Here is a 15,641-nt window from a genome sequence, read left to right on the forward strand (position 1 = left end):
TCAGTGGAACAGGCCGCTCAGCCGATCAAGCAGACCGCTGCGCGCCTTCCATGTCACATCCGCCCCGGCCTTCTTGCCGGTGTCGGATGCGGCCTTGCCGCTGCCGGACGCAGTCTCGCCGTCCTGCGGAGCCGTCTCTTCGGGCGCAGTCCAGACGACCAGCGTGTCGGACACGCGCGGCACGTCCGGGCTGGCCGTTCCGGGGATCGGATCGGTCAGCAGGAACGGGGCGTCGTTGACATCCGCATCCGGGACAGCAACGGTGCCGGCGTCCAGATCCAGCCGGAGTGTCCGCGCCGAGGTCATGTGGCGCAGACCCTCGTCGGTGACGAAACCGCCTGTGGTGTCGTCGTAGATCAGCGTGCCGCCGGTGGGCGCATCTTCGCCATCGGCGAAGAAGGACAGCCGCGTTCCGGTCGACAACATGTCGCCCATCAGGTCGCCGTCCTCGGCATGGGACAGGTGCACCGACCCCAGCATGTGATCCAGTTCGTGGGTCAGCACGCTGAGCAGGTCGATCCGCCCGGCCGAGGCCGCCGCCGGCAGCGCCCGCAGGACACCATTCACGTCGGCGAGGTATTCCTCGTTTGAGAGCGGTGTCAGGTCGACGAACCAGCCATGGCCCGCCGCATCGGCATCGACGTGGATGCCGTGGCCGGTGGCCTGGCCAAGCAGCGCCCCTTCCAGATCGGCAACCGTGACCTCGACTGAGCGGAGCATTTCTTCCTGTTCGGCGCTCAGGCCCATACGCTCGACCATGATCCGGATGGCCGCGTCCTTCAGCGCGGCAACCTCGGCCTCGGTCACGGTCTCGGCGCCCTGCCCGATGTCGGTGGCCTTCAGGCCGTCCTCAACCTCGAAGGCGGCGTCGTTCGACCGCACGGTCACGTCCTGGAAGGCGGCGCCATCGAAGGTCATCAGACCGATGTCGCCATCCACCAACACGGAGTTGAACCCGAAGCTGCCCACGTTCGATCCGTTCACGCCGATCTTGAGAGAGGCGCCGGAGGTCGTCAGTTTCAGGTGCTGGGTCTGCGCCGGGTCGAGTGTCGCAGCGAAGGTCTGGTCGATGACCACACCCGATGCCCCGTCGACGTGACCCACGAGGACCATGTCGTTGGGCGCATCCACCAGCACGAACTTGTAGCGGGTGTCGTCGTAATGGTCGAAGACCAGCCCGCCCACATCGCCCTGCGCCAGCGTCGTCTCCACCTCCAGGACCGAGGAGGCGGACACATCCGCACCGAGGTCGATCAGGCTGACGGCGACGGAGTCGTCACCCACCAGCGCGGCATACTCTGCAGTCACCGTGTCCAGCGTCCAGTCGCCCGATTCCGGCTGCATGAAGAGGGCCGGGGCAGCCTCGAAGCTGTCGGTCATCTCCATCGTCCAGTCGGGGGGCAGGACCTGCACGGTGAAGTTGTCGACCGTGGCTGTGCCGCCATCCGTTGCGAAGCCGACGAAGCCCTTGTTGAGCGGGATCGGCTGGCCGTCGATGTCGATCTCCGGCACGTAGTCGTAGGTAAACCAGTTCACTCCGTTGACCTGCACCGTCACGTTGGTGCCGTTCACCGCGACCAGCACGTCGTACATCGTGTCGGGCTTGATCCGGACCGGCTTGTTGGACTGGACCAGCTCGTGATAGCCCGACGCGTCGCGATACCCCATCTCGATCTTGTTGTTCGAGATGTTGATGCCCGCGTACTTGAAGTCGATATCGGACTTGTAGTCGAAGATGATGTAGGCGTTGGACTTCGACCCGCCCGTGGGCTTCGCGGTCGAGATCTGCGCGCGGATCTCGTAGTAGCCCGGCAGATACTCATCCAGATTGTAGACCGCCGACGCCTGCGAGGTGGTGCTGGTGGCCGCGAGGGTCAGCGCCCCGCCCTGTACCGTCATGTTGCCGGTGTCGCGGATGAAGATGTCGCCGGAGTTGTTGTTGAAGTCCGACGTCCGCAGCACGTCGCGCCGTCCGCCGGGGATGTTGCCCGCCTGCGGATCGCTCGGTCCGCCGGTCTGGTCCTGCCAGTAACCGTGGTCCTTCTGCGTCACCAGCCCGATCTCGCCACGCAGCCCGCCCTGCAGCAGGGCCACGTTGGAATAGCGGTCGTTGTGGTTGGGCGCGTTGCCGTCCGCCGTGCGGGTGATGTCGACACCGTCGCCGAAGGCCTGCGCATAGAGGAAGTCGAACAGGTGCGGCGGCACCTGACGGCTGACCGTGGCGATGCCGAAGGGCGCGAACGGGACGATGTAGCTGTTGAACTCACCCACCCAGTCGATCAGTCGGTCGCCCTTGGTATTGCCGATCAGGATGTCGAGCCCTGCCCCGCCGAAAGCACGGTCTTCGTACAGCCAGTGGGTGTCCGTGCCGTCGTTCAGGCCGGAATGGGCGTCGTGCACCGACACGTCCGACAGCTTCACAGGTGCGCCGCCGTCGAGGATCAGCCCGCCTTCCGCGTCGCGCAGGTAGACCGCCGGCCCGCCCATCACGTCGTCGGCGTTCATCAGGTCGTTGCCGAAGCCGCCGTACATGCGGTCCCGGCCCGTGCCGCCGACGATCCAGTCGTTGCCCAGGTCGCCGAAGATCATGTCGTCGCCGTCCGACTGCCGGAACTCTGCCGGGACGTCCTCGTCCGGGGTCTGGCCGTTCGGCTCGAAGGCCACGTAACCCAGCGCCGATACGCCCTCGTTATCGTGGAAGTTGAGGAAGTAGTGCAGCAGCGTCGGGTCGGTGTCGTCGGAGACGGTCGATCCGTCGTCGCCCCAGACGAGGCCGTGGTAGCCGGTCGTGCCGGTGTGGTCCTCGGACAGTTCGAACAGGATCGTGCGGCGCGCGTCGTACTCGTCGTACAAGAAGAATTCGCCAAGGCGCGCCCGGATCGGCTTCGGATCGTTCCACGGGTCGGTGTCGTCGCCGAAGGCGAGGATGTCCGCCGGGTTGAACGGGCTGTTGAAGTCCGACTTGTAAAGGCCGACGATGCCGATCACCGGTTCGCCGAATTCGTCGAACATCAGCGCGCCGTTCTCGTCACGCAGCTGGCCGAAGCGCGGCGCATAGCTGTCCTCCAGCGCCTCTGCGCCGGAAATCGCGTCGTCGCCGTCGCCGCCATGCAGCCAGTCCACCCCGAGACCGCCGAAGATCACGTCGTCGGCATAGCGCGGGTTCTGACCCAGCGGATCGTCGATCACCCAGGTCTCGCCAAGCGCGAAGGGCGTGAGGTCGACGCTCTTCTTCAGCTCGCCCGCGACGTTGATCAGCTCCACCTGCACGTTGCCGGGGGTGCGGATCAGCTCGTTCAGGACGTTGCCCTGGCTGGTGCGCGTGTCGGGATCGCGGTTCAGCAGGTAGTCGATGCCGTACAGCGTCTCGTTCTGGCCCAATTCGCCGGCACGCTCCGCGCTGGTGTTGCGGCTGGTGAAGATCCGGCCGTCGTCGCCGAGGATACCGTCATCGCCGGTCCCGCCGGAGATCCAGTCATGACCCCAGCCGCCGATGATGTCGTCGTCGTCCGCGTCGCCGAAGGCAATGTCGAAACCGCCGCCCAGGTAGATGAAGTCATCCCCGGTCTCGCCGTGCACCTCGTCGTGGCCACCGATGTCGGTGGACCAGAAGCCATCGTTCGGATCGCAGGTCTCGGACCACATCAGGCGGCCCTGCCCTTCGGTCTCCGGCGCGAAGTCGGGTCCGCCGGGCGTGTAGTCGATCAGCCGGACACCGCGCACGACGATCTTCTCGCCGCCGTAGTTGTCGTAGTTGAACTCGACGTAGTTCGGCCCGTTCGCCGGATCGCCGGTCGGGTTGATGTCGACACCGTTGACACCGACGATGCGGATGATGTCGCCGTTGTCGCCCACAATGGCGTCGCTGTCGCGGCCATGCTTGTCGGCATAGGCCACGCCGAGTGCCGTTGTGACGTCCTCGCCGTAGGTCTCCGGGTTGCCGTCGGTGTCGGCCAGCGGATCGAAGCCGTTGTTGCGGTCGATCTGGAGACCCGCACCGCCGAACAGCCAATCGTCGCTGTCGGGACGGTTCTCGGAGGTCACGAGGCTGTAGAAGTCCGAAGAGCCGCCGACGATGTCGTCCTGGCCCAGGCCGCCGAACACTACGTCGCGACCGCCGCCACCCTCGATGTAGTCCTGACCGTCGGTCAGGGCCTCGAAGCTGGCAACCACGGTGAGCGGACCGACCGGATCGTCGATGCCGAAGCCGTCGACGTTCGGCACACGGGCCGCGCCGACATGGGCGATGCCCGCCACGGCGTCGTCGATGGAGCCGTCGCCCTGGATCACGTCATGGCCGAGCTGGCCGAAGATCTGGTCGTTGCCCGCGCCCCCGGCGATGTAGTCGTTGCCGAAGGAGCCCACGCCCTCGAGACCGTCGTTGATGGCGAAGGTGTGGAACTGGGCATAGTCGATCTCGAACGCGCTCCACCAGTCCGGCCCGTCCGTGTCACGGTACATTTGGGCGATGCCGTTGGTCAGCAGGCGGCCCGAGTTGTACTCATTCAGCGAGTCCGTGCCGGTGGCGGCGTAGGCGAACTCCGGCGTCCGCGCGGCAGTGGTGCCGTCGCCCATGAGGGCCGCGCTGTTGCGATCGGTCCGCGAGTACATCAGCACGCCCGCCAGCGCCTGGAAGCGCAGGCTGGTCATGTCGAGCATGTCGGTCGGATGATCCACGCGGTTGCCGAATGCGTCGAGGAAGCGCTGGGTCAGCGAGACGTGATCGCCGAAGATCAGGTCGTCGCCTTCGCGCCCGTCGATCATGTCGTTGCCCGCGCCGCCGATAAGCAGGTCCTCGATGGCGGAACCGAAGATCACGTCATCGCCGCCGTTCTGGAACTCCACCGTGTTGATCTCCAGCACCAGGCCCATGTCGGTGGTCTGGATGCGCTGCAGCAGCACCGGCGGCAGGTTCGGATCGTCGACCCACATCACCACCTGGCCATGGTCGCCGAAGATGATGTTGGGCGTATCCTCAGGCGTGCCTGCGATGCTGTCGTCACCGTAGAGGACGTCGACACCGGCCTGCATGTCGTCGCGCATCGGGCCGGCCACGCGCACCGGCTTGAACGTCTGATCAGAGGCGCCCTGCGTCGGGTCGATGGTCGGCGCCGGGCTGTTGTCGGAGGTCACGATGTGCAGCGCGCGGGTGAGGATGTTCACGTTCACGCCGCTGTCGCCGTAGATGTGGTCCGTGCCGTCCTGCCCGAGGATCGTGTCGTCGCCCGAACCGCCGGCAAGGTGGTCACCGGCCTGCGAGCCGATGATGGAGTCGTTGCCCGCGCCGCCATAGGCTGTGAAGCCCACGGACTGCGCATCGCGGTAGGCGAAGAGCGCGCTGGCGTCGATGACGTCGTTGCCCGCGAAGTCGAACGGATTGGCCAGCGGGAAGACCCACTCGTCGTCCTCGTTCTCCTCGTCGGGCAGATCCGGGAACGGGTTGAACGGCTTGGGACCGAATTCCAGGCCCAGCCGGTCGGAGGACCGCCCGCCGTACCACACGCCGTCCTGGCTCGTGTCGCCGTAGACCACCAGCGGGCTTTCCGATCCGGCCAGAACCGCGTTGTCGAGGATGGCCTGCTCGGCGGCGTCAATGCCGTCGCTGGCGTCCACGCCAAGCGCGTCGAGGTCCAGACCGATGATGAAGTGATCGCCGCCGACCTGCGCACCGTCGTCGCGCGATAGGTCGATCCGGTAGACCGTGATCTCCGTGCCTTCCTCGATGACGCACTCGTGGATTGCGGCCCCGGCCAGCGTGATGGTCTCGGCCGTGACGTTGTCGATGGTGAAGCCGCCCGGGATGCCTTCGATGAAGATCACCTGCCCCGGTGCAAAACCGTCGTCCAGCCAGCTGCCGCCGTCGGTGCGGCCAAGCTGATCGGCCAGCAGTGTCACAGTTGTCGTGACCTCCACCTTCAGCGCGACGGACTTGTGGATGTCGATGGAGCCGTCGCCATTCTCGTCCACCGGCGCAATCGGATCGCCGCTGAGCACCAGCACGGAGCCGTTGCCCCAGGTCGCCGAGGCACCGTCCGGCTTGTCGAAGTCGGTGGTGGCGGAGGGCACGTCGCCCGCGTCGAGGATCGCGAGGATCTCGCGCGTGTCGGTCTCGCCCTCGATGTAGATGAGCTGGCCGACGGTGTAGCCGTCGTTCGCCCAGTCGCGGCCATCGTCACGCAGCAGGTAGTTGCTGTCGGAGATGGTTTCGGTCGTGTAGGCGCCGAAGGTCTGCACCGGCAGGTTGCCGCCGCCGTGCACCACCGTCAGGCCGCCATGCGGACCCTGCACCCAGATGTTGCTGCTGGCCGCAGCCGCCGCCTCGATCGTGTCGCCGAGGATCTCCATCCGGTCGCCCTCGATCGACAGCACGCGGTACTGGACCGCCGTGTCGAAGCTGCCGTCCTCGCCACCGATGTTGATGAGGTGCCCTTCAAGGAAACCCTCACTTTCCCAGTCGATGCCGGTCAGGACGGCGCCGGTGGGCGTGCTCTCGACACCGTAGGTGTAGTGATCCAGCACCAGCGCATCGACCGCGACGAGGCGTACTTCGCCCGCGAAGGCCGCCACGAGATCGTCGAGCTGCGCCGCCGTCAGGCTGCCCACGGCCTCCAGCACGAGGACGGAGTTGTCGTTGGGATCACGCAGGAAGGCGCCCGATTGCAGGACCGGCTGGCCTTCGCCGTCGAGGTAGATGGCATCCGCCACCTCGACCACGGTGAAGAACACGCCCGGCACGCCGTCGACGGTCACGGTCTGGTTCGGCAGGAAGCCCTCTGCCTTCCAGTCGATGTCCTCGGAGCGCACGGTGTAGAACGTGTCGAAGGCGTCTTCCTGGTCCGGGTCCTGCCCGGGTGCGGAGAAGCTGAACACGTTCTGCGCCGAGACGAACGGCGCGGGATCGAGCGTGCCGTTGATCTCCAGCGTGTCGTTGCCCTGCCCCAGCATGATGTTCAGGACCTCGATGGTCGACTGCGCGCTATCGGCGCCGACGCTCAACGATCCGTAGTTGATCTTGCCGAAGCTGATGCCGCCCGGAACGGTGATCGAGGTCGAGCCTTCCGGCGCCTCGCCGTAGAGCGGGCCGGACACGTTCTCGAACACGAGGTCGTCGGCCATGCCGAAGCCGCGCAGCGTGGTCTGCGTCAGCACACCGGAGGTGTCCGCCTGGCTCGAGTCGTTGAAGATATTCAGCACGTCGATCTGCTGGCTTTCCGGCGGCTGTGCGCCGATGGCGATCAGGAAGTCGTCCGCCTCGCCCGGCAGCTTGACGCCCGCGGTCAGCGACCGGTCGGCCCCGGCGGGACCGCCTTCGACCGCAAGCGGGCCGCGCAGCTTGGACAGCAGATGCGTGGAGACCGGGAAGATCTTCACGCCATCGCGGGTCGGCGGCACGACATAGTCCGCGTCCGCCGTCAGCGTGACGGTCTGCAGGTCGTACCAGTTGCCGTCGGTAAAGGTCACCTCGGGCGCGATCCGCACCACCTGCACCTGGTCCGCCGCCGCATCGCCCAGCCATGTGTCGGCCAGCGCCATTTCGGTGCCGTCGATGATGACGTGGATCAGTTGCAGCTTGGCGTCCTGGCTGTCGTTGTCGCCGCGGATCAGCTGGATCTTGGCCTCGACCGCCGGGTTGCCACCGTTCAGGTCGGAAATCCGGACCCACATGCCTTCGAGGAACCCGTCAGCCAGCCAGCCTTCCTGTGCACCGGCCACGCCGATGTCGAGGAACTGGCCCGGGAAGGCCAGCGGATCGGTCTCTTCGCCGAAGCCGACCGTGCCTTCGAAAATGAAGTTCTCGGCCAGGTCGGACAGTACAGCCTCCGTGTCGGCGGCGCCCTGCGCCCAGCCGGGCACGTCAGCGGTGGTGGCGGTCAGGGTCAGGGTCTGGCCATCCGCGCTGACCGACATGACGACGTAATCGCCGTTGTTCGCCGCAAACGCGCCGGAAAGCCCGTCGAGGCGGATGCGCTCGCCCGGCACGGTGGCGAAGTCGGAAAGCTGAACGTCGTCCGCGCTGCCCGCCGTATCCCAGTCGCCATCGCCCAGAAGCGCCGTCAGCACGATCTGGTTGGCACTGACGGAGGACACAACATAGTCGTCATTGTTCGTGTCGAAACCACCCGCAGACCCGGCACGGACACGGATCGTGTCCCCGGCCGAGAAGCTGCCGCCGACACCCGCCCCGCCGATCGTCAGGTTGGTGCCGTCGTTGCCGAAGGTCACGGTGCCGTCGAAGCGCACGGAGGCTTCGAGGCTTTCGCCGAAGAACCCTTCGTCCTGGAAGCTGCCCAGGTCGGCCCCTTCGCCGCGCGTGACGGTCAGGTTGCCCGAACCGTCGGTGCCGAAGACGAGGTTGCCGGAGAACAGTTGCGTCGCCTGGAGCCCGCCGATCACTGCGTAGTCCTCGGGCGTGATCGTGATGCCCTCGATCGAGGTCACATCGGCCAGGCCATCTGTCAGCACCGCGACGGTCACGCTGTCGTCGGGCTGGCGCGTCAGGCGGATCTGGTAGCTGTCCGTCTCCGTCTCATCCGTCACGGTGTCCGCGTTGTCGGGCACCAGCAGCGTGTCGCCGCCAGTCTCCAGCACAACCGCGCCCGAGGTCTCGTTGTCATGCACCTCCACGTCGAGCATCTGGAATCCGGAGCGCAGGTTCGGGAAGATGTAGTTGGCGTCGGTCGTTGCATCGTTGCGCTCGAACTCGAGCACCGCAATTTCGAGGTCCTCGCGGACGAAGTCGTCGCGCGCCTCCACGCCAAGCCGGATCTCGTCATCCCAACCCGGGGCGCCGTTGTTGGTGAAGGTCATGGTGCCGATGACGACCTTGCCGTCGCTCGGACGGACGGAGGTCGAGGCAAAGAGGTTCAGGCGGCTGTCGCCCGCGATGTTGGAGAACTCGAGCGCATTGTCGCTGTCCACGTCGACCACGATGTCGACCACGACGGTTTCGCCGAAGGCCGGATCGCGGGCCAGCGACAGGCGGACCTCGTCGGTCAGCTCGCTGGTGTCGGTGCCCTCGACGACAACGGTGCGCCCGTCATCGTTGCCGGCGGCATCCACTTCCCGCACCTTGATGCCCGGCGTATCGTTGTCGATCACCTCGACCTCGACATTGCGCACGTCGATGCCGTTGTATGCGATGTCCTCGGACACCACGCTGTGCTGGATGACCGTCACGCGGTCGCCTTCGGAGCGGTCGTCATCCGGTGCGAAGACGTAGACACCGACCTCGTTGGCGTAATTGGCCGCGGTGAAGGCATAGGTGATCGCGTTCTGCGAGATGTAGGCCGTCACGCCGTTGATCACGACGGTGCGCTGGAAGTCCAGATCGGTGACTGTTGCCCCGCCCGGGGTCGCGCCGCCGGTCGGATCGACCGCAGACAGCCAGACCGTCTCGCCCAGGGCGTCGGTCAGGAAGTCGGGGTTCAGGTCGTAGGGCTGACCGGTGATCGGGTCGATGTCGCGCTCTTCCTGGAAGCTGCGCGCCGCCGAGACGGTCACGTAGACCACGTCGGTCGGCGCCTGCGCGAGCCGGATCGTGTAGAAGTCGGCGTACTGGTCGGCGAGCAGGTTCTCCTCACCCACGACCGTCCGGCCCTGAGAGGTGTCGCCCGCCGCCTCTTCGTTGATGACCACGAGACCGGAGTCGTCCCGCGCCACGTTGTAGTCGAAGCCGTCGATGACCACGCCGTCGTAGAGCACGTCAGAGGACCGCACGAGGTGGTCCACCGTGCCGGTCGCGCCTTCGAGCTCGCGGGTCACGATGTCCTCGGTCACGTCGCCGCCGACGTTGATCACGTCTGAGCCGAGGCCGCCGATCACACGGTAGCTGACGCCGAAGGCGGTGGAGAGCACGAAGAACTCGTCATCCCCTTCCAGGCCGTCCACCTCGATCGCCTCGATGGTGGAGTAACGGACGTTCAGGCCCGCGCCGAAGATGCCGTCGGCCCGGATCACGATGTCATCCGCGAACTCCGTCCCGAGGATCACCATCTTGTCGAAGCCCGCGCCGCCGTCGACGGAGACCGGAGCATTGACGTTGTAACGCACCTCGTCCTGGCCGCCACCGGCGCGGATGTCGGGCGCCTGTGCGACCGAGAAGCCGAGTCCGATCTGCGGCGAGGCCACACCGTCCGCATCCAGAACGATCACGGCGTCGGTCACGGTGGGCGTCAGCAGCAGGTCGAGGAAGTTGATCCCGAAGTCGCCGTTGATGTTGAAGGAGGTGGCGCCGTTGACCACCATCTTCGCCTTCAGATCCGTCCGCCATGCGGCGTTGATGAAGATGTCGAAGCCCGCGACGTCTGCATCGGTCAGGTTGTCGATGGCCTGCGCGACGGTCCAGGCATTCGTGGTGCGCAGGGTCTCCAGCGCCTCCAGCACGGCCACGCCTGCCTCCAGATCGTCCACGTCGATGGCGCCCTGCGACGGGTCGGCGTCGTAGCTGTCGCCGTTCCAGTCGAAGTCGGTGGTCGCCGCCAGCGCGAAGGCGCGGACGATGAACAGGTCGTTGTCGTCATCGCCTTCCAGCCGCAGTTCCGACTGGTTGGAGTAGACGCGGAAGGTGTCGTTGCCCGTGCCGCCCTGTGCCACCAGCGGCGCGCTTGACCCCGGCGAGAGCCAGCCGCGCGTGGTCGCCACCAGTTCCGGGAAGATATCCGTCGGCAGCATGTTGGCGTCGAGCGTCCGGTTCATCCCGAAGATCTGGCCGACCTGGAAGGTGTCGTCGCCTGCCCCGCCGTCGAGCGTCGTGATGACCGTCACGTCGTCGGAGTAGAACTGGTCGTCGCCCTCGCGGCCCTCGACGATCATCCGGCCGTTGATGCCGCTGTCGTACTGGATGCGGCTGACCTCGGCACTGTCCTCGTTGAACTGAACCACGTCCTGGTAGGTGGACACCGTGCCATGCAGCAGCGCCACGAAGCCCGGACGATCCGCCGCCTCGCCGCCGATGTACTGCATCGCCCGCATCAAGAAGATGTCGTCGGTGCCATCGGGATCGGCCAGAGTTGCGGAGGGCGCGAGCACGTGCAGCTCATCGACGCCATCGTCCTCGGCGCCGGTGTCCAGCGCGTTGATGACGTAGTTGCGTTCGTCCGTCCCGTCAGAGCCAAGCAGGTAGATCTCGTAGGTGTCCGTGTCGGCCTGCCCGTCGAGCGTCAGGGTATGGCCCGCGTCCGCCTGCCCCAGCGCCTGCAGCGCGTCGAGCATCGACGGCGACGTGACCGTCGCGGTGTCCTGCAGGAAATAGACGCGGAACCGGTCCTCGCCGTCATCGCCAAGGCTCAGCCCTTTGCCGTTCACGCCGGCGCCGTCGGTCGGCGCGGTGTCGGAGCCATAGACCGTCGTGCGGGAGCCGAGGTAGATGAACCCGTCGCTGCCCTGCGTGGTCTGGCCGGAGCCGCCACTGGTGTCGCCGAACTGGATCTGGTCGACGTCGTCGTTGCCGAAGATGGTCGTGCCGTAGACCGGCGTCGTGAAGGTCGCGATGGCCGAGCCCATGACGGGCCCGCCCTGCTGTCCGGCGTTGAAGCCGTCCTGTCCCGGCGTCACGTCCGCACCGGCGATCATGCGGCCACGCAGGGTCATGCGCGTGCCATAGCCTGCATCGGGATCGCTCGCCTGATCGACGCCGTCCACATAGTTGGCATCGCCGAAGATCGTGATGTCACCGGCGGCAAGCAGGTCGGAGTTCGCATCCGTCACGACACCGTCCGCGACCAGCAGCAGCACGTCGCCGCGCTCGGCGAAGATCGTGCCGTGCGCCACGACGCGGTTGTGGTCGTCCTGCAGGCCCGGATAGCGGGCGTCGGATTCCGCGAAGTTCGCCACGCCGCTGTCGACCAGCAGCAGGTTCTCCTCGGTCTCGGAGGTTTCGCGGACGGTCAGGCGGATCGTGCCGTAGAGCGCGTGCGCCAGGACGAGACGCAGCGCGCCCTCGGTTTCGGTGACGAAGATGTTCTGGAGTGCCTCCAGTGCCACGTCGTCCTGTGCCGCATCCAGCGACACGCCGTCCACGGTCTCGCTGCCCGCGCTGCCGTTGCGCGAGTCGATCTCGAGGTCGTTGCCGATCTCGCCGATGCTGGCGCCCAGCCCGTTGGCGTCGAGGTTGACGGCGCGGGCGATGATATCCGCGTCGGTCACGTCCTCGGCGCCGTCTTCGGGCCGGTCGACAATGGACCCGGCCACCGTGCGGAGCGACACGTCGCCGCCGGTTTCCACCTGGCCCACGCGCAGGTCGCCCGTCATCTCGTCGATGAAGATGCCGGTGTTGGTGCCCGCGTTGGTGTCGAAGGCGTCGAGGTTGTGGCCGGTCGCCCCGCCCGCGTTGTTGCGATCCACGTTGATCTCGAGGAAGTCGTCGCCTTCGCCGATGCCTCCGGTGCCGGGCGATCCGACGCCGTTGAGCACGGTCAGGCCACCAGCCGTGAAGCCGTCAGACTGGCCCAGCAGCAGGGTCAGCACCGCGCTGCCGCTTTGTGCGCCGGTCGGCACGCCGGAATAGAGCGTGATATTCCCGGCGGTCACGTCGACCGTCGCCGTGCCGTCCGCATCGAGGATCCGCCCGCCCGACCACAGGGTCACGTCACCGGCGGTCGAATGGATGTGGCCCACCAGCATGTCGCCGGACAGTTCCTGCGCAAGGATGTTGCCGTTGGTCGTCAGCCAGATCTGCTCGACCCCGTCGTCGCTGCTGCCGCCGGTCCAGTCGGCGTCGCTAAAGACCACGAAGTTCACGGTGGTCGAGGACGCCGCGGGTGTTACGTCGATGTCGGTGATCTTCCGCGGGTTCGGGTTCGGCAGGCTGTAGGAGAGGTCGGTCGTGCGATAGCTGCGGTTTTCCTCACCCGGGAGCGGATTGCCCGCGCCATCGATGTAGACGTCATTCGTGGTGACATGGCCGATGTCGATATCGTCACCGGCACGCACCTCGACGAAGACATAGGTGGAATCGACCTCGGTGGCGGTGGTGTTCAGCGACCGGCCAATGAAGTCGTAGTAAGAGGCGCCGCCGTCCGCATCCGGGCTCCAGTAACGGAAGTAGCTGCCGGTGCGCGCCTGCGTGGTCACAAGGTCCGGCGGGTTGAAGGTCTGCACAGACAGGCCGGTCAGCGTCGAGGGCGCGTTGCCCACGAGGCTGTCGTTGATCACGACGTCGACGTCGTCACCCGCCCGGATGCGCTCGATCTCGACCGTCACCGGCCCGGCATCGGTGGTGCGGTCGTGCAGCGTGATGTCGAGCACCGCATCGCCACCGGCATCGGCGGTCAGCGAGATTTCCTTCAGCTCGATCGGATCGTCCTCGCCCACGGCATGTTCGATGCGCAGCAGTTCCACCGCCACGGCCTTGCGGCCGGTCAGCGCGGACTGGTTGCCGATGTCGCCAGAGGCATCCAGTTCGATAGTGTTGGTGCGGATCAGTGCCTCTTCGAAGACCGGCGTCACCACGACGGAGGGCGCATTCGGATCGCTCATCCGCAGTTCGGGCTGGTCGGCGCGGATGTTGCCGCGCTCGTTGATGATCTGCGTGTGGCCGAAGGTGTTCTCGATCCCGCCCAGCAGGATGATGTCGCTGTCCGCGATGTTCAGTGCGGTGTTGTCGAACACCGGTCCGGTGTAGAAGTCGAAGCTGTCGAGCGCGTGATCCATGTTCAGGATGCGCACCGCAGTCTGCGGGTACAGCAGGTTCAGGCGGAACTCGAAGGTATTGCCGACTGTCCCGGCGGTGTTCGAGGTGTTGTTGCCCTCGCCCGAGCCGTCGAACTTGATGTCGTCCACGATCACGTCGACCACCGCGCCGCCGTCGATGGCGTCGATGTGGTTGATGACCAGATCCCATTCGGATTCATTGATGAGGGTGACGAAATCCCAGCTCCGCTGGCTTTCGATCAGGCCCTCGTTGCCCCAGATGCGGCCAAGCGAATTGTATCTCGAGTCCGCGCTGGCGTAGAAGGTCGCCTTGCCCGCCTGGTCGAAGATGATGTCGTCCAGCACGACCTGCTTGTTGCTCGCGCTGATGAAGTCGAGCGTGTCGCCCACCGTCTTGCCGGCGTTCACGCCGAGGAAGTCGATGTTGGACAGCGACTGGATGACCCCGTTGCGGTCGATGTGCAGGTAGGGGTTCGGCTCGCCCAGCAGGATGACATGGGCTTCCCAGAAGATGTCGCGCGTCAGGTCGGTCGAGCTGTCGCCGCCACGACGGCGCGGGCCGATGTAGCCGCCGCCCGGGCTGCGCGAACGGTCGTTGTCCACGCCGGTGTCTATGGCGTTCACGTCCAGATCGGCGGTGCGCAGGATGGATTCCCAGTGTCCTTCGATCTTGACGTCGTTGGTGACCTCGTTCGTGGAATTGGCACGGGTCGAGCCGCCGATGGCGTAAAGCCGCGCCTTGGACTTGGCGAAGTTGTTGGTGTTCAGGTTCTGCGCCTGGACCAGGATCGACGCGTTGCCGGTGAGTTCGGAGCCGTTGTTCAGCACCACCCGGTTCTCGGCCACGATGCGCGAGGTCGAGTAGGACTTGGCCGACCCGCCGGCAGCGCCAGCCACGGTGTTGGTGTTGCTGTTCGCGCGGTTGCGCGTCACGTCCGAGGTGATGGTGATGGTCTGCGCCACGAGGTCGGCCGCGCCGTTCAGCGTGATCTCGGCCCCGCGGAACTGGTCGTAGTAGGCGTTGATGCGCGCCTCGGCGTCGCCCGCGGCATCGGGGTCTTCCAGCAGGCTGACGTTGTGCCGGGCCCAGATGGCGTTGTTGGCGTTGAGTTGAGAGGCCTTGCGGACCTCGGCCACCGCGTCGACAGAGGTGCTGACCCCGAAGATGCCGCCGCCGTAGGCTTCGGACTTCGCGGTCGCGTTGTTGTCCACGAGGTTCTGGATCAGGATCGCGTCACCGGCGGTCAGGTCGCCGTTGATCTGCTGGTCGACACCGTAATAGATCCGCGACTCCGCTGTGCCATCCGCACCGGCGCCCAGAAGGCTGCCGCTGGTGGTTTCGGCCTCGGAGGCAGCGTAGGACTTCAGGATGCCCTTGACGGTGATGTCGTTGAAGGCGTCCAGAACGGCGTTCTGGCCGATGTCGATCAGGCTGGTGTTGACCACCGTTGCGTAGGCCTCGGCTCCGGCGATGGAGATGCTGCCGCCACCGCCGCCATCCGCATTGGCGACCGCGTTCGCGTCGCCGTCGGTCCGGATCGTGATGTCGTCGGCCTTCAGGTGCCCGTTGGCCGCCATGGTGAAGTTCGTGCTGGCCACCTGTGCGGCGTAGGTCTTGCCGCGCTGGTTGCTCCACCCGAGGCTGCCGCCCGAGCCGCCGGCCGAGGAGTTCACGATACCGTCTGCGGATTCCGGCAGTGCAAAACCCGCCGCACCGCCCACACCGTCGAACACGCCCGACAGGCTGTTCGAGGTGAGGTCGAAGACCAGCGTCTGGTTGGACCCGGTCCCCGCGGATTGCAGGTCGATGCCTTCACGCACGAACCGGTGCGAGCCACCCTCGGTGTTTCCGCTGAGGTAGAGGTTGACGATGTTCGTGCCCGCCGCATCGGTCGCCAGCTTGTAACCGTTGGCGTCCTTTTCGACCACGTAGTACGACTGCCCCGGGTTCAGGTCGCCGACCGGGCTTTCTCCGACGCCGATCAGCGAAT

General features: G+C 66.2%; 1 protein-coding gene (only partly in view). It reads right to left on the bottom strand.

Annotated elements, in window-relative coordinates; genetic code table 11:
- A protein-coding gene (locus ACU0DV_RS10175) for an LEPR-XLL domain-containing protein (RefSeq protein ID WP_446241706.1) crosses the window boundary here: on the bottom strand, positions 1-15,641 show its end. 23,452 nt of this gene lie beyond the right edge of the window; the window shows 15,641 of its 39,093 coding nt (coding positions 23,453-39,093); its start codon lies off the right edge, out of view — the gene reads right to left on this strand; its stop codon occupies positions 1-3.

It is taken from the genome of Sagittula sp. (assembly GCF_052825245.1).